This is a genomic window from Sediminibacterium soli, from assembly GCF_009939225.1.
GTDB classification, from domain to species: Bacteria; Bacteroidota; Bacteroidia; order Chitinophagales; family Chitinophagaceae; genus Sediminibacterium; species Sediminibacterium soli.
Window position 1 is genome coordinate 602,016 of sequence record NZ_JAACJR010000003.1, and the last position, 26,576, is coordinate 628,591.

Consider the following 26,576-nt stretch of genomic DNA (forward strand, 5'->3'; position numbering starts at 1 on the left):
TTGAATATTTTTACCAGGCTGCTCCGCCTGTATCACCATGAACGAAACTAAAAAAAATATATCCATCGTCACGGTAAATTTCAACCAACCTGGTGTCACAAAAGAACTACTGGATTCGATAGCCAGCCACAAAACGCAGCGGGAGCTGGAACTGATCCTGGTAGACAATGGCAGTACAACAAGCCCTTTGCCGGAAAGCTGGGAGGCGGAATTCCCAGCCGTAACCCTTATACGCAGCAAAAAAAACACGGGTTTTGCCGGGGGAAACAATATCGGTATCCGGCAGGCGCGGGGGCAGTATCTTTTTCTTGTCAATAACGATACCGAATTCACACCCCAACTGGTTGATATATTGGCTGATACACTGGATGCCCACCCCCAGGTAGGGATGGTCTCGCCCAAGATCCGCTACCACCGGCAGCCCGATACGCTGCAGTACGCGGGCTATTCGCCGATGAACTACTATACTGCCAGGAACCATTGCATCGGCCAGTTTGAGAAAGACAGGGGCCAGTACGATTCGCTGGTTGGTGCCACGGCATTTGCACACGGCGCTGCCATGATGGTACGCAGGGAAGCGATGGAGAAAGCAGGGCTGATGAAAGAAAATTATTTCCTGTATTATGAAGAGCTCGACTGGTGCGAAAGCATCAGGCGTGCGGGTTATGAGATATGGGTGAACATGCAGGCGCTGATCTATCACAAGGAATCGGTTTCCGTAGGAAAAAAAAGCGCGCTTAAAGAATATTTCATGAACCGCAACCGTATTCTTTTCATCAGACGCAATGCGGCATGGCACCAGCGCTGTGTTTTTTACCTCTATTTTTCAGTTGTTGTGGCGCCCAGGAATATCCTGTCTTATATCAGGGAAAAACAGCGCGGTTTTACGCGCCAGCTGCTGCGCGCTATTGCCTGGAACCTTACACACAATGTAAACAGTGCCGATACCGGTTGGAAACCTTAATTGAACCAATATGGCCATTCTTTTCTGGTTATCGTTATTCATTGTGTTTTATACCTATATCGGGTACGGGATCGTGCTGTTTGTCGCGGTTAAGTTCCTTGCAAAAAAAAGGATATTGCCTTCCACTCCCTATACACCGTCGCTGACCGTCGTTATTGCAGCATACAACGAAGAGAACATCATCAGGGCCAAAATAGAAAATACCTTATCGCTCGATTACCCGGCGGATAAGATAACCTACATCGTGGTAACCGATGGTTCCACTGATGCAACACCTGCCGCAGTGGCTGCTTTTCCGCAGGTAAAACTGATGCACAAGGAGGAGCGCAGCGGCAAGATTGCCGCGGTACACCGTGTAATGAAGGAAGTGGATACGGATATCGTTGTGTATACCGATGCCAATACTTTTCTCAACAGGGAAGCACTGCGTTTGATGATGCGGCACTATGCCGATCCGGAAACCGGTGCGGTATCGGGCGAGAAAAGAGTGCAGGTAGATGCAAGATCCGATGCAACCGCGGGAGAGGGTTTTTACTGGCGCTATGAGTCGAAGCTTAAAAAATGGGATTCGGAACTCTACACTGTGGTGGGTGCAGCCGGGGAACTGTTCAGCATCCGCACCAGTTTATACCAGCCCGTACCGCAGAATGCATTGCTGGATGATTTCATGATCTCGATGATGATCGTGCTAAAAGGTTATCGCATCATCTATGAACCCGATGCCTATGCCATGGAAAAATCCTCTGCCAACGTGGAGGAAGAGTTAAAACGGAAAATACGCATTGCCTCGGGTGGTATTCAATCCATGGTATGGCTGAAACAGTTGCTGAACCCGTTCCCGCGCCCCCTGCTTTCTTTCCAGTACATCAGTCACCGCGTACTACGCTGGACTGCCGCACCCTTACTGATGCTGCTTGCTTTTGTTTTAAACATACTGATGGTAGCCGATGATGCCGGCTGGCTGTACCGTCTGCTGCTGGTTATGCAGATAGCCTTCTATGCTTCCGCTGTTATGGGCTGGCTGTTCGAGAAAAAATCGATCAGGGTCAAGATCCTTTTTATCCCATACTATTTCTGTGTCATGAACTACGCCGTACTCGCCGGCATGCTCCGTTACCTGCGCCAAAAACCGCAAACAGGTGTCTGGGAAAAGGCAAAGCGAAAGGAGTAACAGTGGCCGGCGACCTCAATTGTTTAACAGTCAATAGGCCTTATTCTCCCCATTTTCAAATTTTCAAATCCACAAATTTTCAAATCACTTCATCGCTTCCAGTATCTTCCCAATCACCCCGTCCTGGCTTTTGCCGTCTATCCACCTGATGACCGCCACTACCTGGTGCTCGGGGTCCACATAGATGATGTTGTTGCCGTTGCCCACATGCATGAACGCCGATTCGGGAGCGGAGGGCAGTAGTTTTTTGCCGGTATTCAGAAACCAGTTCATATAACCATAGTCGGGTTTAACGGGCGTAGGTGTTAAGGATTGCTGCACCCATTGTTCACTGAGCAGTTGTTTGCCGTTCCATTTGCCGCGGTTGAGTGTGAGCCATCCGAACCTGGCCATATCGTATGCGTTGATGAACATACCGCCGCCCCAGTGACCGCCGCCGCTGACAGACTGCACAGGCTGGCCGTCGAGTACAATCCATGCATTGCGGTAACCCGTCCAGCGCCAGGTATTGGATGCGCCGATAGGATCCATGATATACTGCTTCAGCACCTGCGGCAGGGGTCTGCGCCATACACCGGTGGCTGCCAGTGCAAGCAGGTTAACACGTACATCGTTGTATTCATAAACGGTACCCGGCGCATTTCTCTGGCGCCGCCATTTGGAAGCATCGGGATCGGGTCTGTCGGCCCATTCGGGTTTGCCCCATAAAGTGCCTTCCCAGTCGCTCACCTGTCGCAGCAGATGATCCCAGGTGATGGTTCGGTTATGCGCGGTTGCAAAAGGCTGCAGCAACTGCGGCTGCCCGATCAGGTCTGCAGAACGGCCGGCCTGCCCGGGTGTGAACAGTTCCACCGGCGGTACATAATCCGCAACCGTATCGTGCACGTTCCTGATCAGTCCCTGATCAACCGCCAAACCTACGGTTGCCGAAAGAAAACTTTTGGTAACGCTGTGGGTCATGTCGCAGCGCAGCGGCTCGCCCCAGGTTGCCACGATATAGCCTTTGTATATGATGATACCGGTGGCATCGCCACGGTCTGCAAAAGGCCCGATGCCTTCGCCGAAAGGTTCTTTGCCAAAGGTCTGGTAATGGTTGACCTCCATGCTCCTCGGATTCTTTGATTCAGCTGCTTTTGCCAGTGCAATGGCCTCGTTGATCCTGTCGGTATTTAATCCGAGTTCCCTGGGTGTTTTTCGTTCCCAGGAATCAGGGGGCGGAAAATAAGGTTGGACAGTCTGTTTTTTCTGACCGGATACAGCCATGCCGGTCAACAGCAGGCTGAGCAGTAGTGTAGGCTTTAACATGCTTACTAAATTAACCAAATAATCTCACCGGTAACGGCGCTTCTGTAAAGCAAAAAAGCAAGGACATGCCTTGCTTTGGATGATCGGGTATCGACTGATTTATTTTCTGCCGGAATTTCTGTTCGCCGAATAGCGCCTGCTGTCGCCACCCCTGAATGATCTGCGCTGACCATGTGGCTTCTGGGAAGGCGTCTGCGGCAGGGATTTTACGGTGGGGAGGGAGGCGGCCGTCATGGCAAACGGGTGATCGTTCACAACCGGAATAGGCTGGTTGATCAGTTTTTGAATATCGCGGAGATATTCTTTTTCTTCCTGGTCACAGAAAGAAAAAGCAACGCCGTTTGCGCCGGCACGCCCTGTACGGCCAATACGGTGTACATAGGTTTCCGGAACATTGGGCAGCTCGAAATTGATCACGTGCGAAAGCTCGTTTACGTCAATTCCTCTCGCTGCTATATCTGTAGCTACCAGTACGCGGGTTTGAAACGATTTGAAATTAGTCAGCGCACGCTGTCTTGCGTTCTGTGATTTATTGCCATGGATCGCCTCTGCGGTAATACCTGCCCGTACAAGGTCTTTTACCACTTTATCTGCGCCGTGTTTGGTGCGGGTGAATACCAGCGCACTTTTGATGGCGGTATCCTTCAGAAGATGCGCGAGGAGATTTTTCTTGTCTGATTTCTCCACGAAATAAATGGATTGCCGGATCGTTTCCGCGGTGGATGAAACAGGCGTAACTTCTACCCTGGCATGGTTATGCAAAATAGTGCTGACCAGTTTCGTGATCTCCGTTGGCATTGTGGCAGAAAAAAACAAGGTCTGTCTTTTAGCCGGGATAATATTGACGATCTTTTTTACATCGTGTATAAAACCCATATCGAGCATGCGATCAGCCTCGTCCAGTACAAAATATTCCAGTTGCGATAGGTCGATGAAACGCTGCTGAACAAGATCAAGCAGCCGGCCCGGTGTTGCGATCAGGATATCCACTCCACCGCGCAAAGCCTGTGTTTGCGGATGCTGTGATACGCCGCCGAAGATCACCAGTTGTTTCAGGTTAAGATGCCTGCCATAAGCCGCAAAACTTTCTTCGATCTGAATGGCAAGTTCCCTGGTTGGTGTAAGGATAAGCGCTTTGATCGATTTGCCGGCCGGCTTATCTTTTTTTGATGTGTGTAACAATTGCAGTACAGGTATGGCAAAAGCGGCTGTTTTACCTGTGCCGGTTTGTCCGCAACCTAATAAATCGCGCCCCTGTAATATGACCGGGATGGATTGTTCCTGAATGGGTGTGGGGTTTGTGTAGCCTTCTGTTTTGAGCGCCTGTAATATCGGCTCAATCAGATTCAATTCTTTAAATGTCAAAATAAAATGATTTAGGGTGAACACACGGATATCTGCCGTATGCTATATAACCTGCCCGTATTTGATCTGATGAAACTTTGTCACGGAAGAGTGATCAGTCTGTAGAGAGAGTATATGATAATGCAAAGATACAAAAAAAATGGCAATCCGGCGTTTGGGATGTCCGTAGCGGGTTAAAATGAGTCTTTACGCTATTGAAATTCACAAATAATTAGATGATTTCCTCATTTTTAAATGGCTTCGGGAGGATTTCAGAAAGATAGTAAAGCAACGATCTTTTCAAGCCATTGTTTATCGGTATCATCAAACTGGTCAGGCAGCTCGCTGTCCACATCCAATACGCCAAGTACGGCATTATCGCGTAAGACCGGCACTACGATCTCCGATTTGGATAAACTGCTGCAGGCAATATGGCCGGGAAATTTTTCAACATCCGGTACGATCAGCGTGCTGGCTTTTTCCCAGCTGGTACCGCAAACACCGCGTCCTTTGCGGATGCGCGTGCAGGCCACAGGCCCCTGGAAAGGACCCAGCACCAGTTCCTGGTCTTTTACCAGATAGAACCCCACCCAGAACCAGCCGAACTGTTCTTTCAGTGCCGCGGCAATATTGCCCAGGTTGGCCACCAGGTCGGTCTCGCCCTCCAGTAAACCCCTGATCTGCGGAAACAGCGATTCGTATTGCTCCTGTTTTGTGCCTTTGTTGATGGTGAGATCTTCTGCCATACGATAAACGATTAACGGGGTCACAGATACCTGCCGACCACCGGAAGTTTTTGTAATTCTTTTTTCTCCACCTGCGCTATGAACCAGCAGAAAGCGCCGAACAGCAGGGTGGCTGCCGCCAGTTTAAACCATAGAGCGCCGTAGAGGAGTGCCATGCCTTTATGTACAAAAAACAGCAATACCACAATAACCAGGTAGGCGATGAGTTTTTTGGTGGCATAGGGTATGCGGTATTCCTTCTGTCCCCATACATAACTCAATACCATCATGGTTCCATAGCAGGCAAAAGTTGCCCAGGCGCAGGCCATATAACTGAAATAGGGGATGAACAGCCAGTTGATGGCCAGCGTGATGGCCGCGCCGGCAACGGTTATGTAGGCGCCGGCCATTGTTTTATTGCCCAGTTTGTACCATACGCTCAGGTTATAGTAAATGCCAAGGAACATATTGGCAAACAACAGTATCGGCACCACTTTAAGTCCCACCCACATTTTCGGGTTGCTGATGAAATATTTCCAGATATCGATGTACAGGGCTACGGCAAGGAACATAACGCAAAGCGTGATCACAAAAAACTTCATGACACGCGCATAGGTTTTCGGTGCATTCTCTTCGGCGGACTGTTTGAAAAAGAAAGGCTCAGCGCCCATGCGGAATGCCTGTACGGCAAGCGAGATCAGGATAGACAGTTTATAACAGGCCGAATACACACCCACCTCGGCTTTGGCGGCTTCTTCTGTGGCTACAGGCGCCCACCAGCCCAGCATGATCCGATCGAATGTTTCATTGATCATGCCCGCAAAACCCGCAACGATCAGCGGCATGCCATACCGCATCATCTCTTTCCACAGCGTTTTATCGAACCGTACCCGGAAACCGAGGAACTCTTTTGACAGCAAAAGCAGTATGAGTATGTTCTGCACCAGGTTGGCCACCAGCACATACCCCACCGCCCAGCGGGGATTGAAATACCTGGCGCTCCAGTGCGTGGGATTCAGGGCCACGAACCTGGGTACAACACTCAGCAGGAAGTACACCAGCAGGATGTTCATCACTATCCCGCTTATCTTGGTAATGGCAAATTTAACAGGCCGGTTATCCTGTCTCAGTTTGGCAAAGGGTATGGTGCACAAAGCATCCACGGCAATGATGGCTGCGGAAAGCGAAAGATATTCCGGATGCTCATCGATCTTCAGCAAAACACCCAGCGGATGCTGCAGCAGGATCAGCAACAGTGTGAACAGTACGGTTGAAACCACCAGCGAAATGCTTGTGGTATTGTACACGTTGTTCCTGTCGGCTTTGTTAGCGAAGCGGAAAAAAGCGGTTTCCATTCCGTACGTGAACACCACGTTCATAAAAGGCATAAACGCATATACGATCGACATCTCGCCGTACTGTGCTTCCGTGAACTTGAAGGTCAGGTAGGGCGTCAGCAAATAATTAATGAACCGCGCCGCGATCGAACTCAGGCCGTACCAGATCGTTTGTCCTGCAAGTTTCTTTATTCCACTCATTTGCGGTTAGCTGTTCTTAGGGGTTTGTAGTCTGGGGTTTGTAATCTGTAGTCCGTGGTTTTTTGACTTTTGACTTAACAAAGCCTATGCCATCTGCTAAAATACTAAATGTGCGGCTTACCGGTGAATATCAACAGGCGGTTTACCGTTCCCGTACCCAGGCGGTGCAAAACGGGGGTCGTTCAAAAAGCTGGAATCGGTGAGTGTATAGAGAAATGCGGTCAGTTGTCCTATCTCGTAATTGGAGAGCGGCAGCCCGTTTTTCAGGAGCGGGTCGGTATTGTTATCGGGTACCAGGTTCTTACGGTAATGCTCAAATACACCCAGCAGCGAAAAAAAGCGGCCGTCGTGGCCATAAGGAAAGGTCATGGCTACGTTCCGCAGGCTGGGTACCCTGAACTTCAGCGAGTCCCCGCTGCTGCCGGTGATCTTCATTCTCCCCGCATCGTTCAGCATCCTGTCTGCGGCCATACCCGTATTGCGATAGGAAAAATCGGTGAACAGCGGTTCGGTATGGCAACCCGTGCATTTCTGCCGGAAAATTTCATAGCCCAGTCTTTCGGGTAAAATAAAACTTGCTTCTCCCCGCATCACCCTGTCGTATTTGCTGTTGCTGCTGACCAGCTGCAGCATAAACTGGCTGAGGGCTTTGCCTATCCGCAGGTAACTGATCGTGGCATCGCCAAAAGCGGCTTTGAACAGCGAGGGGTAGGTTTTATCTGCACGCAGTTTGCCGATCACTGCTTCTACACTTTCGCCCATCTCGTTCTCTGCTGTTATGGGCGCCAGGGGCTGCAGGTCAAGGTGGTTGATGCCCCCGTCCCACATAAAGGCTTTTTGCCAGGCAAGGTTAAACAGCCCCGGCGCGTTGCGTGTGGTAAGGGAATTGTTGATGCCATGACTCAGGTTATGATCATAAGTATTGAAAGCCCCGAACTGCTGGTGGCAGGAGCCGCAGGAGAAAGTATTGTCTTTGCTGAACCTGGTGTCGTAAAACAGTTTTTTTCCAAGGGCAATGCCCTCTTCGGTCAGCGGGTTTTTGGAGAAATCGTATACCGGTTGCGGCCATCCTTTGGGTACGGTGAACGCAACGGGTCTGGGTTTGAAATACCGGTTATCGGCCACCATCCACCCGATACCCGTCAGTACAATTGCACCCAATACCGTTATCGTTTTTGGCAGGTTCATGGATTGCTGTCGTTGGAAAACATACCGCTGATATTATCCGCTATCTGCGAAGCCAGTTCACCCGGACTATGGCAAACAGGTGTTTTGGCAATCGACAGTGCTGTTTTGTGTTTGAACCATTGGTTGATATCGACCACTACAGCGAGCTTGTTAGTGTTGCGGTTGCCGGCTGGCAGTGTAACCCAGCGCATGGTGGCATAGGGCGCGCGGTAACCGCCGATATGATAGGTAAAGGACTGCATCGCGATCTTTGAGGAAGGAGAACTCCCTTCCAGTTTGGCCATGATATAGCCGGTGTTCCAGGTCCAGAACATACCCTTCAGCGGATCCAATGCCCCCTCCTGTATTCCCGATACATTCCTGGTGCTGTCCACGCCGATCATAAAACGGATATCCCTGATACGATCAACGGGTACGGATAATTCGATGGTTTTGGAAGCGGCATCGGCTTCATCCACCAGCCGGTATTGCAGTGGCAGCCGAACGGTGTTGCCACTGCTGTCAGTCACCGCGAAATTGGAAAGATAATATTTGAATTTATAAATGGTGATGGTGTCGCCCAGCACATTCCGGTAACTGTTGCCCAATACCAGCGGCTCCCTGCCAACCCGGTGCTGTAATACCAGCCTGATCTTTTGTACGGGTCGCTGCAAAGCTGTTTTCTCCTGTATGCCGGGGTGCACCAGTAACAGCAGAAGGATAAGGATAAGCGTATGCATCAATAATCGTTGCGGTTGATCTTTTTGCGGCCCTGTTTGGTAAACGTATTTCTTTTCTTCGATTCAAGCCGCTTTTCTTTGGAAGCGGCGGTGGGTCTGGTGGCTTTGCGCGGTCTGGGTTTTACCAGCGCCGAATTCACCAGCCGGTTCATTTTTTTGATCACCATTTCCCTGTTGCCCAACTGGGTTCTTTCTTCCTGCGATTTTACCAGCAGGCAGCCTTCTTCGGTGATTTTGTTTTGCAGCTTGGCGCTGATCAGTTGCTTTTGAGTCTCGTCTGCCAATGAAGACTGCGCAACATACCACCGGCCTTCGACCATGGTTTCCACCTTGTTTACGTTCTGACCGCCCTTACCTCCGCTTCGGGCCGTACGGAACTGTATCTCCGGTGTAATGTTTATCTTCATCAGCCAAAATTCGACAAAAAACTGTTAAGGGATTATGAGAATTGTGATACAGCGGGTAACGGAAGCATCGGTACAGGTAGATGGAAACACAACGGGCGAAATAGCGGCCGGTTTACTGGTACTGCTGGGTATTGAGGATGTTGATACCGAAGAGGATATTGCATGGCTCAGCAACAAGATCGTAAACCTGCGCATTTTCAATGACGAGAACGGAGTCATGAACCGCAGCGTGGTGGAGACAGGAGGGGGCATCCTGCTCGTGAGCCAGTTTACCCTGCATGCCAGCACCAAAAAAGGCAACCGCCCTTCTTATATCCGGGCCTCCAAGGCAGAATTTGCCGTGCCGATGTATGAGAAAATGATCGGGCAGCTGGCCAAAGACCTGGGCAGACCTGTACAGACCGGCGTGTTTGGCGCCGATATGAAAGTGCGTCTGCTGAACGATGGTCCCGTTACCATTACCATGGATTCAAAAGCAAAGGAATGAACGATATACAGAACAGGGAGGATATTGAACGGTTGATGCATGCGTTTTATGCAAAAGCGACCAACGATCCGGTGATCGGTTATTTTTTTACCGAGGTAGTGCCGCTTGATATGCAGAAACACATACCGGTGATCACGGATTTCTGGGAAACCATCCTGTTTGGCAAAGTGATGTACAGAGGCAATGTACTGGAAATACACCAGCACATACACCAGCTGTCGGCCTTCCGCAGCGAACATTTTGAGAGATGGGTGTCGCTGTTTACGGCAACCGTAGACGAGCTGTTTGCGGGCGATAAGGCAGTGCTGGCCAAACAGCGCGGCGAATCCATTGCCACGATCATGAAACTGAAAACCATCCATTCCGGATCGCCGATCGGCAAACCGGGTGGTAACCCTGTCTAAACAGGCATTCGTCACCCTTAATTCATACAACATGACAATACAGGAAGCACAGCAACAGGTTGATGGCTGGATAAAAACCACCGGTGTACGTTATTTCAACGAACTGACGAACCTGGGCATACTCATGGAAGAAGTGGGCGAATTAAGCAGGCTGATGGTGCGTGTTTACGGTGAGCAGTCTTTCAAGGAATCGGATAAGGGCAAAGAGATTGCCGATGAGATGGCAGATGTGGTATGGGTGTTGTTATGCCTTGCCAACCAGACAGGCGTTGACCTTACCCAGGCGCTTCAGCGGAATTTTGAAAAGAAACAGATCCGCGACGCCACACGGCACCAGGAAAATAAGAAACTGCGATAGGCATAATTTTTTTACCCCACGGCTATGCGGAAACATGTGGTAAGCACCTGGAAGATCATCCGGAAATCCTACGAGGATTTTGACAGGAACAAGGCTTTGCGTATGAGCGCGGCGCTTTCTTATTACACCATCTTTTCCCTTGCGCCCATGCTGATCGTAGTGATCAGCCTGCTGGATGTATTTTATGGCAGGGATGCGGTGCAGGGAGCTATCTTCGAACATATCCAGGAGTTTATCGGCGCCGACGCGGCATTGCAGATAGAACAGATCATCCGCAATGCCAGTATCTCGAAGGAGTTTTCGTGGGCTTCGGTTATCGGCGTGGCCGCACTGGTATTTGCGGCAACCGGTGTGTTTGCCGAAATACAGGATTCGATCAATTTTATCTGGAAGCTCAAGGCCAAACCCAAAAAAGGCTGGTTAAAACTGATCCTTAACAGGGTGCTCAGTTTTTCCATGGTGGTAACCCTTGGGTTTATATTGCTGGTATCGCTGATCGTCAATTCGGCGCTCGATGTACTGGCAGAGCGGCTGCTGCGTGTTTTTCCCGGTCTGGATGTATACATAGCCTACGGGATTAATTTCCTGCTCACCTTCGCCACCATTTCCATGCTGTTCGCGATCATTTTCAAAGTGCTCCCCGATGCCAGGATACAATGGCGCGATGTGGTCACCGGTGCGGTTACCACCGCCGCCCTGTTTATGCTGGGCAAGTTCGGGATCAGCTATTACCTGGGAAAAATCCATATCAGTTCAACCTACGGCGCCGCCGGCTCCATGGTCATCATTCTTTTATGGGTGTATTATTCGGCAGCCATACTTTATTTCGGCGCATCCTACACACGCGAGAACGCGATCTTCCGCGGAAGAAATATCTACCCCAACGATTACGCGGTATGGATCCAGGAAATCGAACTCGAAAACAAGGCTTCTCTCCAGGCGCAGGACAAGCCCGTGCTTACCAAGGCAGTGGTGAGCGGTGAGAATACCGAAAACGGAGCGGTCAAATAAAAAAGCAGGCGTGAAAAAACAGCTGTCTGCTATCCTTTCACGCCTGCTTTAACTGTTGGTTATTTAAATACACTTTTCTGTTTCGCCATCTTTTCGATATCTGCCACAGTCCTGGGTGCTCCGGCCGAGAGATTGCGGTAGCCATTGGCGGTGATCAGGATATCGTCTTCTATGCGCACGCCGATATTCCACCATTTCGGGTCGCATTTGCTGTTGGGCGGAATATAGATGCCGGGCTCAACGGTAAAACAGGCGCCGGGTTCAAGCGGGCCGCCGCTTCCGAGATCGTGTACATCCAGTCCCAGGTGATGCGAAGTGCCGTGCGGGAAATAGGTTCTTGCCTGGCCTGCTTCGCTGATGATACCCAGTTTCTGCAAACCGCGTGCAATTACCCTGGCCGCGGCACTGTGCACTTCGCGGAAAGGAACACCCGGTTTGCACTGCAGGAAAGCAGAGTCCTGCGCTTCCAGCACCAGTTCATAAATGATCTTTTGTTCTGCAGTGAACTTGCCGTTCACCGGTATGGTACGGGTAACATCGGCGCTGTAACCGTGGTATTCGGCGGCGCAGTCGCTTAACAGCAGATCGCCGTTTTTCATCAGCCGCTGGTTGGTTTCATAATGCAGGATGCAGCTGTTGGCCCCCGAGCCATTGATGCTTGGGTAACCCACAAATTCGGATCCGTTCTTCTTGAACATATATTCCATCACTGCCTGTGCCTGGTATTCGGTCATGCCCGGTTTTACCGATTTCATCACTTCGTTATGACCGGCCACGCTCATATTTACCACCTTTTCCATAATGGCGATCTCCTCCGGTTGTTTGATGCCGCGCAGTTTGGCCATCATGCCTCTGGTGCCGGCAGACACGGGTTTGTTATTGGAAACGATCAGGCTGTCGGTGATCATGGCCATCCTGCTCAGCGGGTCGGGACGTTTGAATTTTGCCAGTATCTCTTCTCCCCTGAAAAGCGTGAACACCGAATCAACCTTGCCGAGGTCAACCGTAGACGCGGTAAACTTATCGTGCGTAAACACGTTCACGAATTTGTAACGGTCTTTCACACCTTCCACACCAAGTATCTTGCCCGTCCACATTTCCTGCTGGGGGTTGCGGGGCTGTACAAAAAGAAATTCCGTGCCCGTGGCGCCCAGTATGGTTACCGGCTCCTTGAACAGCACCAGCAGCGAATTGGGTTCTTCCAGTCCTGTGAAATAATAGAAGTTCTTGCTTTGTGCATACATATAATCCACATCGTTGTTGCGCACACGCACCTGCGAAGCAAAGAAGAAAGCCACCGAGTTTTTGGGCATCAGGGCTTTAAACGCGGCCCTTCTTCCGGCATGGAATTCGGGAGAAAGATAATCGTTGGGATACTCGGTTGTTTGCTGCGCCGTTGAAAACAGCGGGAGCGCAAGCAGGCCAAGCAGTAGTTTTCTGATCATTAGTGGAGTTTTAAAGGGGTTAAAGCTAATTTTTTTACACTTTTGCGGGCATTTTTTTGGATGAATGAAAAAAAATAGGCGGTAAGCGCTGCAGGCAGCGGTTCCTTGCAGGCTAATAACCTATTTTTGCCGCGTTATGAGTATACAGCAGGACAACCGTTTTCAGGCCATTATATCGCATGCAAAAGAGTATGGCTTTGTTTTTCCCAGTAGTGAAATTTACGATGGACTCAGTGCTGTATACGATTACGGTCCCTGGGGCAGCGAACTCAAAAAAAACATACGCGATTACTGGTGGAAAAGCATGACGCAGCTGCACGAGAACATCGTAGGTATCGACGCTGCCATCTTTATGCATCCCACCACCTGGAAGGCCAGCGGACACGTGGATAATTTCAGCGACCCGATGATCGATAACAAAGACAGTAAAAAAAGATACCGGGTAGACCACCTGCTCGAAGCCAGGGCCGATGAACTGAAGGAGAAGGGACAGGAAAAAGAAGCGGAGGCATTGCTGCTGTCGATGGATACCCTGCTGGCCGCGGAAGATTTTGGAGGATTGAAACAACTGATCGCCGACCAGAAGATCATATGCAGCGTAAGCGGCACGGGTAACTGGACGGATATCCGCCAGTTTAACCTGATGTTCTCCACCCAGCTGGGTTCGGTGGCAGAGGATGCAGACACCATTTACCTGCGTCCCGAAACCGCGCAGGGTATTTTCGTCAACTTCCTGAATGTACAGAAGACCGCTCGGATGAAAATTCCGTTCGGCATTGCCCAGACCGGTAAGGCCTTCCGCAACGAGATCGTGGCCCGCCAGTTCATTTTCCGCATGCGCGAATTTGAGCAGATGGAAATGCAGTTCTTCGTACGCCCCGGTTCGGAGGGAGAATGGTATAAATACTGGAAAGAAGCCCGTTTGAAATGGCACCTGAGCCTGGGCATCGACGCTTCGAAATACCGCTACCACGATCATGTGAAACTGGCGCACTATGCCAAAGAGGCCTGCGATATCGAATACGAATTTCCCTTTGGCTTCAAGGAAGTGGAGGGTATTCACTCAAGAAGCGATTTCGATCTCAGCCAGCACCAGCTGTACAGCAAAAAGAAACTGCAGTATTTCGATACGGAGATCAACCAGAACTATGTGCCCTATGTGGTGGAAACATCTATCGGACTGGATCGTATGTTCCTGCTGATACTGTCGAATGCCTACGAAGAGGAGACCATTCAAAAAGAAGACGGTAACACAGATAGCCGCGTGGTAATGCGCATCCCGGTCCGGCTGGCGCCGATCAAACTGGCGGTGCTGCCGCTTACCAAGAAAGACGGTCTGCCCGAGATCGCGCGCGAGCTGATCGATACCTGCAAACCCTATTTTCACTGTTTTTACGAGGAGAAAGACACCATCGGCAAGCGCTACCGCAGACAGGATGCCATCGGCACACCGTTCTGTATCACCGTTGATCACCAGACCAAGGAAGACGGCACGGTTACTGTTCGTTACCGCGATACCATGGTGCAGGAGCGCATACTGATGGAGAAAGTGCGCGAAATGGTGCTGGAACAGATCATGTAACAAGCCGTATTGCTATGGAACAAACCAATGGCTGGAAATGGCAGCTTGCACAGCAGCTCGAGCACCGGTGGTGGCAGCGATACCTGAAGAACAAGGATGTGGAAGGCTACCTGCAATGGAAAGCGGCTTACTGGAAAGACCTGCTGCAAACGGTTGCTGGCTATGTGCCCGCGCAGAGCGCTCTCTCCGTTCTCGACGCCGGCTGCGGGCCCGCCGGCATATTCATGGCGCTGGAAAACAATAAAGTGACGGCACTGGATCCCCTGCTGGATAAATACCGTTCGCTGGCGCATTTCAGACCGGAGAAATATCCCTGGACAAGTTTCACTAACCTGGCGATAGAAAGCTTACAGGAAACGATGCATTATGATACGATCTATTGCATCAACGCGATCAATCATGTAAACGATCTGTCGCGCTGCTACGATAACCTGGTGGATGCACTCAAACCCGGCGGACATCTTATTATTTCCACCGATGCACACAGGTATACGGCGCTGAAAAAAATTTTTCAATGGATACCCGGAGATATGCTGCACCCGGTACAACTGGATATAAAAGAATATGAATCGCTGCTCACGGGGCGTGGTCTGCGCATCGTAAAGACCATCCTGCACAAACGCGAGGCCATCTTTGATTACTATATTACCATTGCGGAAAAAACGGCATAACCGCCTGCGGCTATTTTTTCTAACCGTACAGCTCCAGATGGATGGCTTTTCTGTCGTAACCCATATCGAGTATCCGCTGTTTGGCTTCATCGATCATCACTTTCCACCCGCAGAGAAAAAATTTCGCCGGCTTTTTACCGTTTTCAGTCAGTGTCTCATACACCGGGTGAACATATCCTTTGTGTGCCCTCTCCGGAACGTCCTCCTCCCTCGAATAACAGGGATGAAAATGAAAGCCGGGTTCCTCGCGTTCGAGTGTTCTTAATTCATCAACATAGAGACCGTCTGCCAGGGTTCTGCAGCCAAAAATGAGGTGGATATGCCGGTGCGGCAGCGCATGCGCGTGCAGGAACTGCGCCATGGAACGGAATGGGGCAATACCCGTACCGGTGCAGATCAGGTAAATATCTTCCTGTATCTCATCGGGCAGGGTGAATTTGCCCTGCGGTCCGCGCAGGGTCAGTTCCGACCCAACCGATACTTCGCTGAAAAGGTATTGTGTGCCCAGACCGCCCTCGAGCAATACGATCACCAGCTCAAAAACATTGGTGCCATCGGGTGCCGAGGCGATGGAATAACTTCTCCAGCGTTTGTTGCGCTGTTCGTGGATGGGGAGATCAAGGGTAACGAACTGGCCGGGTTTGAAATCAAAACGTTCCAGCTCGGGTACCTGTATCCAGAAACGACGGGTTTGTGCGGTGGCATTCTCGATACGGGTAACAATACCTTTTCTCCAGGGTTCAAGCATAACAAAAAAATTTACTAAATATAGGCCTTTTGCCAGAGAAATGAAAAAGCCAAAAGCACGGTATGCCTTTGGCTTTTTCAATGCTGCGCGGACGAAATAATTATCGCTGTATGATCAGTTTCTGCACATAGTTTTTCTTGGCATGGTTGATCCTGAGCATGTATACATCCGAGCTTACACCGGTAACGCTGACCTGTTTTGTGTATTTACCCGTAAAGCCCGATCTGAATTCGCTGTACACTTTTTGTCCCGAAGAACTGAGCAGCTCGATCGACAGGTCTGCTTTTGCCGTCACTTCGAACGAAAGATTGAACACGCCGTTATTGGGGTTGGGTGTTACCATCAGGTTGATCTCGCGCGCTGCGGCAACAGGGTCTATAGCGGTCAGTACATAGTTGATCACATTGGATGTTTTCTGGCAGCCAAACTGATCCATCGTTACCACTTTGTACTGCCCGTTGCGTGTGGGTTTGTATTTGGTGCCGGAAGCGCCGCTGATCAGCGTATCGTTCACATACCACTGGTTGCCGGTGGCCACACTGCTTACCAGCGAATCGCCCACAAGTGTAATGGCAGGGGTTGGCACATCTGTGCCAACGATGGCAACCCGATTGCTTGTGCAACCGGAAATCACCCTTGTATCGTAGAAGAAATAATAGTACTGCGATTCCTGTGCGCCGTTTGTATGCGCGCTGTTGCCGGTAAACTGCATTACGCGCTGCAGCGTGGTGGGATAGGTGGTGGTACCCGTGATATTGTTGTTCCTGAAAAGCGTTGCGCCCTGCGTGGCCGTATTGGCAGCACTCATTTCGGTGCCGTCGGGGTTCAGCAGCACGATGTTGATGATATGATCACCCGTTGGTATCACCGGCAGGTTCAGGTAAAAAATATTACCCGTATCGGCGGCAATGTTCCCGCTCACCGGGCCCGGTGCCGGCGTGGGGTTGGTGGCGTAGGCATCCACAATGGTAGAGCTGATGAACTGGTAGCTGTAACTGCCATCAGCATTCTCAATGGTCAGGTTACCTACGTTGAACTTGATTTTTCCCGGGTAGCCCACATACAGTCTTGCGGTCTGTATGATCAGCGGAACCGAGTTATTGAATTTGATATAGTTGCCGCTGAATGCATTGTACCCGCCCTGCGGATACACCAGTTTATTCGCCGGTCCTACGCTGGCCTGCACTTCTTTCGATAGATAATAGGTTTTGTCTCCGGGAATGGTGGTGGTGCTGGTAGTGGCGCCGTTGGCAACAGGTGCGCCGCCCGACGGGGTGGTATACCAGAAATAATTGGAAGCATCCGGGTTGGTTACTTTCAGGTTGGCCGTGTTGCCGCAGATACTGGCGATAGCGGAAGGCGCTGCCGGTGCGGCACTTGTTGCCACCACGCCTGTCAGCTGGTTGTTGCCCGCATACTGATCGCTCGCCAGGCTGGCGGTGGCGGTGATGGTATAGGTGGTTGCCGCCGCCAGTACCACAGGGGCCTGGAAGGTATAGTTCACCGTGCTCAGTGGCTGTATTGTGCCGGGATAGCTGGCCGACAGATTCGTAACCGGTCCGCCCGATGCGCCGATGGCCAGTGTCAGCGGAATATTACTCTGCGCGATGGAGCCGGTATTGGCGATGGCGATGGTTACATACTCCCCCGGACTGGCGCAGTCGCCGCTTTTAGGCGATACGATGGCGCTGAGGGAAAGATCGTTGGTCGGGTTCACCACGCGTACCCGGTAGTCCTGCGTTTCACCCCTGCCATAGCTGCCGCATCCGGCGATATCTGCCGCATTGCTGGTTTCCTGCACGATCACACGCATCAGGTAAGTATATCCAACGGTGATCGTAGAGGGGGTGGAGATGTTTGCAGTAAAAACGGCGTTGCTCGACAGAGTGGCCGAAGAAGCCGCAACCTGTTCGGCTGCGTCGAAGGTTCCGTTGTTGTTATAATCGATAAACACTTTCACCATCTTGGGTACATCCGTTGCATCGGAACTGCCCACTTTTACACTGATGGCCGAGGTCTGCGAAGGCTCGATGGTAGCGGTAAACCGGGTATTGTCGGTATAGCTCGTATTGCCTGCAGGATTGGTTACGTTGATATTCCGGAAAGTAACGTTATCGATGCGCGCGCCGGTATTCGAACCGGGTCCGGATGTGCAACGGCTGATACCGCCCGCGCCGCTTACCAGCAGCGAATAGGCCTGCTGCCCCTTTACCAGCGTGCCTTTGTGCGTAACGGTGATGGTATACACGGTGCCGGGTACCACCGCGGTGTCGATATCGATGCGTTCTACGTTGTCGGTAATATTATCGCCCGGTACCGCGGGGTTGGCCGGGTTGTTTACATCCAGTGTCCAGGGCTGGTAAGTAACCAGGCTGCTGCCGCTTCCTTTTGTAATGCGTATGTCCAGGTCGTTCACCAGTTTTTTTGCGCGGTTGTTGAGTTTGTTGACCAGGTCAACGGATCCTTTTACATCTGTCCAGCAGATCGTGGCCACCAGCGGACCGTTGCCCGAGGCAATCACCGTGGTGGTAAACGTCTGTCCCTGCGCCAGCGTATTTTCATACATCAGGTGCCGGCTGGTTGTCGCATTGTTGCTGGGAACGGCGGCGGTGAGCACGTCGGCGGCTTTTTCCACGTTCAGCAATCCCCAGCCGAACTGGTAATCCGGTCCGGGTGATGCGCCGGCTTCATCGGCGGTATGAATGGCCAGGCCGCGCAGGGTGGCCGAGCGCAGAAAAGCGGTGGCGCTTCCTTTCAGTTTGGAATAATATTCCTGCAGCAGCAGTAAAGACCCGGTGGCATTGGGTGTGGCCATTGATGTGCCGCTGAAAATGGCATAGCTGGTGGTGCTGCTGGCGATGCTCGACAATACATTCACACCATCTGCCACCACATCGGGTTTGATACGGCCGTCATCGGTGGGGCCCCAGCTGCTGAAGCCCGACATGATCACGTCTTCCTTTCGGTTGTACCCGGCTGGTATACCCGATACCGCTCCTACGGTAAGTATGTTCTTGGCGCCGTTATCAGCAGGTATGATATCGTACCCGTCGTTGCTGCTGATGCCGGTTGGCCGGTTACCCGAATTCACCATCGTGCCCTGGGCATTCTTGCGGTAATAGGGTTGTCCTACAGCGGGGCCGTTGGAGCTGCGGTTATTACCCGATGCTTTTACGATCAGGTAATAGGGTGCATTGTAAGCGATGGAATCAATATTCTGCGATTCGGAATTGTAATAGCCGAATTTAAAATCCTCGTTCTCGCCGGGATCCCCGTAAAACTCCCAGCGGCTCTGGTCCGAATTGTAATTCCATCCGCAGATAAGTCCGTAGGAATGGTTCGACAACAGCAGGTTGGGTGCTTCGTTGAACATTTCCGATTCGTCGTTCAGCAGATCATAGGCCACCATGCCTTTTAGACCGTAGGCCATACCCTTGGCGCTGGGATTAACGCCCTGTGCCATCAGGGTACCGGATACATGTGTGGCATGATCGTTATCATCAGAAACCGGGTTATCCTTGATGGTTACGCGGCCGTTCAGTTCTACATGGTTTGTCAATACCGTTCCTGCATCCCATACACCGAGCTTGTTGAGCATATTGGACGAACTTCCCGAAAGACTGAGTCCCGTTCTGCCGCCCGGCCATAACTGGTTGGCCCTGGTAGTGGCGGCTGCGGTGGTATTGTTGAAGCTGATATAGTATTTGGGCTGGTTAAAATCATCGAGTCCCACCAGTATGGCTTTCTGCCCGTTTTTTGTTTTATAGCTGAGCGGCCAGTTCCTTTCCCTGGCCAGCTGCATGGCTTTGGCAAAATTAGCATCGAACCGGAGTTTGAAGTCCACGGCGGCCTGACGCAGCAAACGGCTGTTGGTCACCACCTGCGCGGTAGCGGATTGAAAGAACAGGAAACTGCCTAATAAGATCAGGGCGTTTTTTTTCGTCATAGTTTCGGGTTTGCTTCAACCTGGTCTTCGAGGGATATAGGCAGGCGGAATGTCCACTAAATTAGATACTTTCAACATTCAAAATGAGGTATGAAACCGATTCTTTTTTATGTTTTTGGCTTTATTTTGACAGCTTTTGCGTGTTCATCGTCAAAAAAAGCCGGCTCGTCGGCAATCAGGCAGGGCATTGCCGGCAGGGTTACCCAGGTCAGCGGTAACCGTATGCCGGGTGAGGGCGCCACACCTGCCGCTCCCAACGCCGTCAGGACCAGGGTATTCGTTTACGAACCCACCACCCTGGCACAGGTTGCAAGACCGGGCGATGCACCCATATATACGGCTATTCACACAAAACAGGTTGCTTCTGTTGAAACGGACAGTACCGGCGCGTTTACCGTTGCATTGCCCGTGGGTTCCTATTCCCTTTTTATCGGGTATGGCGAGCAGTGGTATGCCAACCTGTTTGACACGGCCAATACCATCGCCCTTTTCCGTGTGCAAAAGAAAAAACTCACTACGGCCAACCTGGTGATCCGCACCCGAGCAACTTATTAAGCGGACAGATCAGGCTCATGCAGTATCTTTGCGGCTCTTTCGGAAAAGGTCTCTATGAACCTGAATGTGCTGCAGGAAAAGTATTTGCAATCACCCCATGTTTTTCAACTGGCGGACAGGCTTTCTTTTGCCCAGCCACAGCATATCTTCCTCGGCAACCTGCAGGGCAGCAGCGCTGAATTTGTGGTAAGCGCCATATTCAGTCACCCCTCCTGCCAGGAACTGAACCACCTGGTGATACTGAACGATGCCGAAGAAGCGGCCTATTTTCACAATACGCTCGAGAACCTGACGCAGGCGCTGGACCTGTTCTATTTTCCCGCTTCCTTCAAGAACCGAAAAAACTTCCGGCTGCTGAACAGTTCACATGTGATGCTGCGCACCGAGGCGCTGACAAAACTGTCTGCCGGCGGTAACCGCAAGATCATCATTACCTATCCCGAGGCGGTATTTGAAAAAGTGGTGCTGCCAAAAACACTGAGCGGCAATATCATCCAGATCAAAACCAACGACACCATCAACCCCGAAAGCCTGATGGAACTGTTCGTGATGTACGGGTTTGAACGAACGGATTTTGTATACGAGCCCGGCCAGTTTGCCCTGCGTGGCGGTATCCTCGATATCTATTCCTTCGGCAATGAAAAACCCTACCGGATTGAATTGTTCGGCAATGATGTGGACAGCATCCGCATATTCGACCCAGAAACACAGCTGAGCGAGCGGAAACTGCTGCAGGTGACGATCATACCCAATGTATCCACCCAGTTTGCCAGCGGTGAAAAAACATCGCTGCCCGAGTTCCTGCCGGAAAACACCGTGGTATGGCTCAAGGACTGGGATGTGATCAGGGAAAAAATACAGGAACAGGAAGAAGACCTGGAAGGATTTCTCTCGCTGCAGGCAATTGGTTTCGCCAGCCAGCAGCAGGATGAAGATGATGAAACCAGGGTGCTGAAAGAAACCGGCTGGAACGATTTTGTCAGGGCCGATACACTGCATCACCAGTTACTGCCAAGACACCTGGTGGAATTCGGATATAAACCACACCTGGCACAGTCCGAGATAGCATTCAAAACAAGACCGCAGCCATCGTTCAACAGACAGTTTGATCTGCTGATCAAAGACCTGGTGGCACATGAAACGGCGGGCTACGGCATTTTTATTTTTGCCGAACAGGCCAAGCAGCTGGAGCGGCTGCACAGCATTTTTGCGGACCTGAAAACAGAGATCCAGTTCGTTCCTGTTGCAACGGGCATCCACGAGGGATTTATCGACGAAGAACTGAAACTGCTTTGCTATACCGATCACCAGATCTTTCAGCGCTACCACAAGTACAAGGTAAAACAGGCGTATAATAAGAACAAGGCGCTGACGCTGAAAACACTGCGCGATCTGCAGCCCGGCGACTATGTAACGCATATCGATCATGGCGTGGGGGTATACAGCGGTCTGCAGAAAATAGAAGCCAACGGCAGAACGCAGGAGGCCGTGCGCATTATTTACAAAGACAGCGATATCCTGTATGTGAACATCAACTCGCTGCATAAGATATCAAAATACACAGGCAAGGAGGGAACCGTTCCCAAGATCAACAAACTGGGATCGGATGTATGGAACAGGCTGAAGGAAAAAACCAAGACAAAGGTCAAGGAAATTGCATTTGACCTGATCAAACTATATGCAAAACGCAAGGCACAACATGGGTTTGCGCATACCCCCGACAACTACCTGCAGACCGAACTGGAAGCATCTTTTATCTATGAAGACACACCCGACCAGAGCAAGGCCACGGCCGATGTAAAAAAAGACATGGAGAACCCGGCGCCCATGGACCGGCTTGTCTGCGGTGATGTGGGTTTTGGAAAAACCGAAGTGGCCGTACGTGCCGCGTTCAAATCGGTGGTAGACGGTAAGCAGGCCGCGGTGCTGGTGCCCACCACCATTCTGGCTTTTCAGCATTACAAAACATTCAGCGATCGCTTAAAGGATTTTCCTGTTACGGTGGACTATGTGAACCGTTTCCGTTCTTCGAAAGAGAAAAAAGAAGTGCTGAAGCGTCTTGAAGAGGGAAAAGTGGACATCGTGATCGGCACCCACGGATTGTTGGGCAAGGAGGTAAAGTTCAAAGACCTGGGTATCATGATCATCGACGAAGAGCAGAAATTCGGTGTGGCGCATAAGGAGAAATTAAAGACCTTAAAAACCAATGTGGATTGCCTGACGCTTACGGCAACGCCCATACCGCGTACGCTCCAGTTCAGCCTTATGGGCGCGCGCGATCTCAGCATCATCAATACACCGCCGCCGAACCGGCAGCCCATACAAACAGAAGTGCGGGTGTTCAACGATGATTTCATCCGTGAAACCGTGTATTATGAAACAGAGCGGGGCGGACAGATTTTCTTTATCCATAACCGTGTGCAGGGACTGGCGGAAATGAGCGCACTGATACAGGGACTTTGCCCCGATCTTTCTGTGGGTTTTGCGCACGGGCAAATGGAAGGACATGAACTGGAAGAAAAAATTCTCGATTTTATCGACCGGAAATACGATGTGCTGGTCTGCACCAATATCGTAGAGAGCGGTGTAGACATACCGAATGTGAATACGATCATCGTGAACAATGCGCATCATTTTGGTCTGAGCGATCTGCACCAGTTACGCGGAAGGGTGGGGAGGAGCAATAAGAAAGCATTCTGTTACCTGCTGGCGCCGCCGATGAGCACATTACCCACGGATTCGCGGAAACGGTTGCAGACGCTTGAACAGTTCAGCGATCTGGGCAGCGGTTTCCAGATAGCGATGCGCGACCTGGACATACGCGGTGCGGGCAATTTGCTGGGTGGCGAACAAACCGGGTTTATGGCCGAGATCGGTTTTGAAATGTACCAGAAGATCCTGGAAGAAGCGATACGCGAACTCAAACGCACTTCGTTCAAAGATCTTTTTAAGGAAGAGATCAGCAAGCAGGACGATTTTGTAAACGATTGCACCATCGATACCGATCTGGAGATCCTGATACCGGACGATTATGTGGAAAGTATCACGGAGCGGTTGTCTTTATATACCCGTCTCGACAATTGTGAAAAAGAAGACGAACTGCATGCCTTTCATCAGGAAATGCACGATCGTTTCGGTCCCGTGCCCCAATCGGTCGAAGACCTGATCACCACCGTGCGCTGCCGCTGGCTGGCGGTTGGCCTGGGTTTTGAAAAGATGTCGCTGAAAGACGATACCCTGCGTTGTTATTTTATCAACCGTCCCGATTCGCCTTATTTCGAGTCGGATCTTTTTAAGCGAATCCTGGCTTACCTGCAAACAGGTACCAATAAAGCCCGGCTGAAACAAACAGGCCGTATGTTCCTGTTGGTGGCGGAGGATATACGCGAGATGGAATCCATGCACCGTTTTCTGCAGCAGATGCACAAAGACGTGGTGCAAAGCAACCGCTAACCAGTCCTGTGCAGCGCCATCGCATCGGTGAATATTTTTTATGTGCCCTTAGCAGAAGACCGACTTTTCGCCAAATAAAAAATCCCGCAGGTTATGCGGGATTTTCCTGACCGTTGGGTAACGGTTAAAAATCTTTTTTGGCAACGCCGTCGGCAATCGCCTGCAGGGCTTTTGCCTCGCTCATAATGGCGGCCATTTTATTTCCTTTACCATCATGACCGGCCGCCATATAGCCACCTTTGGCTGTTCTGGTGATCACCGCGTCCTGCATGGGAACATTTTTCTCTTTTGTTTTCAAACAATATGCTTTGATCATTTTTGAAGTGTCCATGGGTTGTCGTTTTATTAATAGTTAGCAAATCGTTGTGACTGCAAGGTAAGGGATTTTGGGGAAAGGAACGAGGGGCGGGGAATCGTGAAATCTGAATCGTGAAACCCGAATCGTGAGTTATCGTGAGTGATGATTCCGGCGGAATCGTATCCCGCAGTACTCACCTCAACCTAACTCACGTCGACTCACGACTGAAGTCTGCCGTCTCACGTTCCTCACGCATCTATCTTCGCATACTTCGCATGGGTTTCGATGAATTCGCGGCGGGGCGCCACATCATCACCCATCAGCATGCTGAAGATACGGTCTGCTTCCGCGGCGCTTTCAATGGTTACCTGTTTGAGTGTTCTGCGTGCAGGATCCATCGTGGTTTCCCAGAGCTGTTCTTCGTTCATTTCACCCAGACCTTTGTAACGCTGGATGGTTACGCTGTCTTCTTTGCCGTTAGCCAGTTTTTCGATCAATGCTTTGCGCTGTTCTTCGTTATAGGCGTATTCCTGTTCCTTGCCTTTTTTTACGAGGTAAAGCGGTGGCTGTGCTATGTAGATATATCCCTGTTCTATCAGCTCCTTCATGTAGCGGAAGAAGAAAGTCAGGATCAGTGTGGCGATATGCGATCCGTCCACATCGGCATCGGTCATGATAACGATCTTGTGGTAGCGGAGTTTAACGGTGTTCAGCGCTTTGGGATCTTCGGGTGTGCCCACCGTTACACCAAGTGCGGTGTACATATTCCTGATCTCTTCGTTCTCGTAGATCTTATGCTCCATGGCTTTTTCCACGTTCAGGATCTTACCACGCAGCGGCAGTATGGCCTGGTAACTCCTGTCACGGCCCTGTTTGGCGGTTCCGCCGGCCGAATCACCTTCGACAAGATAGAGCTCGCATTTTTCGGGATCGCGTTCACTGCAGTCGGAAAGTTTGCCCGGTAAACCGCCACCGCTCAGTACGGTCTTGCGCTGAACCATATCGCGCGCTTTTTTTGCCGCTATCCTGGCCTGCGCCGCAAGGATGATCTTGGAGATCACATGCTTTGCTTCTTTGGGGTTTTCTTCGAGATAGGCTTCCAGCACCCGCGCCACGGTGGTTTGCACCACACCGCTTACCTCGCTGTTGCCCAGTTTGGTCTTGGTTTGTCCTTCAAACTGCGGTTCCGGCACTTTTACAGAAATGATGGCGCTGAGACCTTCGCGGAAATCATCGCCTTCCACATTCACCTTGGCTCTTTCGAACAAACCTTCCTTATCGCCGTAGGTTTTGAATACCCTTGTCAGCGCGGTCCTGAAGCCCGTAACATGTGTACCGCCCTCGATGGTATTGATGTTGTTTACGTAAGAGAAGATATGTTCCTTGAAATCGTTGTTGTAGGTAAGCGCCACTTCAACGGCTACATTGGTGGCTTCGTCGTGGCCCTCTACATACAGTGGAGAAGTGATCAGGGGAGTACGGTCTGCATTCTTATCGAGCATCTCAACAAATTCGATAATGCCGCCTTCGCTGTAAAATTCTTTGGCGTAAGCGTTGCCGTTCTCGTCTTTTTCACGCAGGTCGGTGATGGTGATGCGTATGCGTTTGTTGAGGTAGGCCAGCTCGCGCAAACGGCCTTCGAGGATCTCTCGCCGGTAAACCGTGTCCTGGAAGATGCTGGTGTCGGGCCAGAAATGTACGCGTGTGCCGGTTTTGTCGCTGGTGCCGATCTCACGCACGGTATATTGCGGGATGCCGATATGGTATTCCTGCTCGAATATTTTTCCTTCGCGGTTTACGGTCACATGCAACCGTGTGCTCAGCGCATTCACGCAGCTTACGCCCACGCCGTGCAGACCGCCGGACACTTTGTAGGTATCCTTGTCGAATTTGCCCCCCGCATGCAGCACGGTCATTACGATCTCAAGCGCGCTTTTCTTCTCTTTCGAATTGATACCGGTGGGGATACCGCGGCCATCATCTTCCACGCTGATGGAATTGTCTTCATGGATGGCCACGAAAATATTCTTGCAATAGCCGGCCAGCGCCTCATCTATCGAATTGTCCACCACTTCGTAAACCAGGTGATGAAGACCTTTGACACCTACATCGCCGATATACATGGCGGGTCTTTTTCGAACCGCTTCCAATCCTTCTAAAACCTGTATGCTGTCGGCCCCGTACGACTTGTTCTGGGACTCCTGTTTATTCATATTTTCCTGACTCATAAATGCCTTTACGTACCTGCTCTTTTAGT

At 51.0% G+C, this 26,576-nt stretch carries 22 protein-coding genes; 10 read left to right on the top strand and 12 right to left on the bottom strand.

Annotated features, from left to right (window positions below):
• Positions 1-37 precede the first annotated feature (37 nt).
• Positions 38-964: a glycosyltransferase family 2 protein gene (locus GWC94_RS02770; RefSeq protein WP_161833459.1), complete on the top strand. Its 927-nt coding sequence runs from the start codon at positions 38-40 to the stop codon at positions 962-964.
• A 10-nt stretch (positions 965-974) separates the two neighbouring features.
• The gene (locus tag GWC94_RS02775) at positions 975-2,135 is read left to right on the top strand and encodes a glycosyltransferase family 2 protein (protein ID WP_161833460.1); all 1,161 of its coding nucleotides are present in this window, start codon (positions 975-977) and stop codon (positions 2,133-2,135) included.
• 84 nt (positions 2,136-2,219) lie between these two features.
• Here the strand turns inward: GWC94_RS02775 and GWC94_RS02780 are convergent, their stop codons facing one another.
• The 7 genes from GWC94_RS02780 to arfB form a co-directional block, all read right to left on the bottom strand.
• The gene (locus GWC94_RS02780; protein WP_161833461.1) at positions 2,220-3,440 is read right to left on the bottom strand and encodes a serine hydrolase domain-containing protein; all 1,221 of its coding nucleotides are present in this window, start codon (positions 3,438-3,440) and stop codon (positions 2,220-2,222) included.
• Between the two features lie 99 nt (positions 3,441-3,539).
• Positions 3,540-4,790 carry a DEAD/DEAH box helicase gene (locus tag GWC94_RS02785; protein WP_235918429.1) on the bottom strand — a complete coding sequence of 417 codons (1,251 nt, stop codon included), beginning with the start codon at positions 4,788-4,790 and terminating at the stop codon, positions 3,540-3,542.
• Positions 4,791-5,056: 266 nt separating this feature from the next.
• On the bottom strand, positions 5,057-5,530 hold the full coding sequence (locus GWC94_RS02790) for a GAF domain-containing protein (RefSeq protein ID WP_161833463.1): 474 nt from the start codon (positions 5,528-5,530) through the stop codon (positions 5,057-5,059).
• 20 nt (positions 5,531-5,550) lie between these two features.
• Entirely contained in the window at positions 5,551-7,047 is a 1,497-nt protein-coding gene (locus GWC94_RS02795) for an oligosaccharide flippase family protein (RefSeq protein ID WP_161833464.1), read from the bottom strand.
• Between the two features lie 117 nt (positions 7,048-7,164).
• Positions 7,165-8,235, bottom strand: a complete 1,071-nt coding sequence (locus GWC94_RS02800) for a cytochrome-c peroxidase (RefSeq protein WP_161833465.1) — start codon at positions 8,233-8,235, stop codon at positions 7,165-7,167.
• Positions 8,232-8,954: an MbnP family protein gene (locus GWC94_RS02805; protein ID WP_161833466.1), complete on the bottom strand. Its 723-nt coding sequence runs from the start codon at positions 8,952-8,954 to the stop codon at positions 8,232-8,234. The genes GWC94_RS02800 and GWC94_RS02805 overlap by 4 nt, the downstream gene beginning before the upstream one ends.
• A complete protein-coding gene (arfB, locus tag GWC94_RS02810) occupies positions 8,954-9,361 on the bottom strand; it encodes an alternative ribosome rescue aminoacyl-tRNA hydrolase ArfB (RefSeq protein WP_161833467.1) in 408 nt (135 codons plus the stop codon). The genes GWC94_RS02805 and arfB overlap by 1 nt, the downstream gene beginning before the upstream one ends.
• Before the next feature lie 34 nt (positions 9,362-9,395).
• Here arfB and dtd point away from each other — a divergent pair, with 34 nt between their 5' ends.
• From dtd to GWC94_RS02830, 4 genes are read left to right on the top strand one after another with little or no spacing between them, the layout of a single operon-like run.
• A complete protein-coding gene (gene dtd, locus GWC94_RS02815; protein WP_161833468.1) occupies positions 9,396-9,848 on the top strand; it encodes a D-aminoacyl-tRNA deacylase in 453 nt (150 codons plus the stop codon).
• A complete protein-coding gene (locus tag GWC94_RS02820; protein WP_161833469.1) occupies positions 9,845-10,252 on the top strand; it encodes a group III truncated hemoglobin in 408 nt (135 codons plus the stop codon). The genes dtd and GWC94_RS02820 overlap by 4 nt, the downstream gene beginning before the upstream one ends.
• A 31-nt stretch (positions 10,253-10,283) precedes the next feature.
• Complete coding sequence (locus tag GWC94_RS02825; protein WP_161833470.1) at positions 10,284-10,610, top strand: nucleotide pyrophosphohydrolase; 327 nt, start codon at positions 10,284-10,286, stop codon at positions 10,608-10,610.
• A gap of 24 nt (positions 10,611-10,634) precedes the next feature.
• The gene (locus GWC94_RS02830) at positions 10,635-11,621 is read left to right on the top strand and encodes a YihY/virulence factor BrkB family protein (RefSeq protein ID WP_161833471.1); all 987 of its coding nucleotides are present in this window, start codon (positions 10,635-10,637) and stop codon (positions 11,619-11,621) included.
• A 59-nt stretch (positions 11,622-11,680) separates the two neighbouring features.
• Here the strand turns inward: GWC94_RS02830 and GWC94_RS02835 are convergent, their stop codons facing one another.
• Complete coding sequence (locus tag GWC94_RS02835) at positions 11,681-13,066, bottom strand: aminopeptidase P family protein (protein WP_161833472.1); 1,386 nt, start codon at positions 13,064-13,066, stop codon at positions 11,681-11,683.
• A gap of 136 nt (positions 13,067-13,202) precedes the next feature.
• On the opposite strand from GWC94_RS02835, the gene GWC94_RS02840 reads away from it, so the two are divergent.
• Positions 13,203-14,648 carry a glycine--tRNA ligase gene (locus tag GWC94_RS02840; RefSeq protein ID WP_161833473.1) on the top strand — a complete coding sequence of 482 codons (1,446 nt, stop codon included), beginning with the start codon at positions 13,203-13,205 and terminating at the stop codon, positions 14,646-14,648.
• A 14-nt stretch (positions 14,649-14,662) separates the two neighbouring features.
• Positions 14,663-15,319 (top strand): class I SAM-dependent methyltransferase, encoded by a 657-nt coding sequence (locus tag GWC94_RS02845; protein ID WP_161833474.1) that lies wholly within the window; start codon positions 14,663-14,665, stop codon positions 15,317-15,319.
• Between the two features lie 19 nt (positions 15,320-15,338).
• On the opposite strand, the gene GWC94_RS02850 is transcribed toward GWC94_RS02845, so the two are convergent.
• Complete coding sequence (locus tag GWC94_RS02850) at positions 15,339-16,067, bottom strand: ferredoxin--NADP reductase (protein ID WP_161833475.1); 729 nt, start codon at positions 16,065-16,067, stop codon at positions 15,339-15,341.
• A 100-nt stretch (positions 16,068-16,167) separates the two neighbouring features.
• Entirely contained in the window at positions 16,168-20,013 is a 3,846-nt protein-coding gene (locus GWC94_RS02855) for a S8 family serine peptidase (protein WP_161833476.1), read from the bottom strand.
• 90 nt (positions 20,014-20,103) lie between these two features.
• Between GWC94_RS02855 and GWC94_RS02860 the strand changes: the two genes are divergently transcribed.
• Both GWC94_RS02860 and mfd read left to right on the top strand, forming a co-directional pair.
• The gene (locus GWC94_RS02860; RefSeq protein WP_161833477.1) at positions 20,104-20,568 is read left to right on the top strand and encodes a hypothetical protein; all 465 of its coding nucleotides are present in this window, start codon (positions 20,104-20,106) and stop codon (positions 20,566-20,568) included.
• 54 nt (positions 20,569-20,622) lie between these two features.
• A complete protein-coding gene (gene mfd, locus GWC94_RS02865; RefSeq protein WP_161833478.1) occupies positions 20,623-24,021 on the top strand; it encodes a transcription-repair coupling factor in 3,399 nt (1,132 codons plus the stop codon).
• Between the two features lie 124 nt (positions 24,022-24,145).
• Here mfd and GWC94_RS02870 read toward each other — a convergent pair whose 3' ends face one another.
• Positions 24,146-24,352 carry a hypothetical protein gene (locus tag GWC94_RS02870; protein WP_161833479.1) on the bottom strand — a complete coding sequence of 69 codons (207 nt, stop codon included), beginning with the start codon at positions 24,350-24,352 and terminating at the stop codon, positions 24,146-24,148.
• A gap of 215 nt (positions 24,353-24,567) precedes the next feature.
• On the bottom strand, positions 24,568-26,532 hold the full coding sequence (gene gyrB / locus GWC94_RS02875) for a DNA topoisomerase (ATP-hydrolyzing) subunit B (RefSeq protein ID WP_235918430.1): 1,965 nt from the start codon (positions 26,530-26,532) through the stop codon (positions 24,568-24,570).
• Positions 26,533-26,576 lie beyond the last annotated feature (44 nt).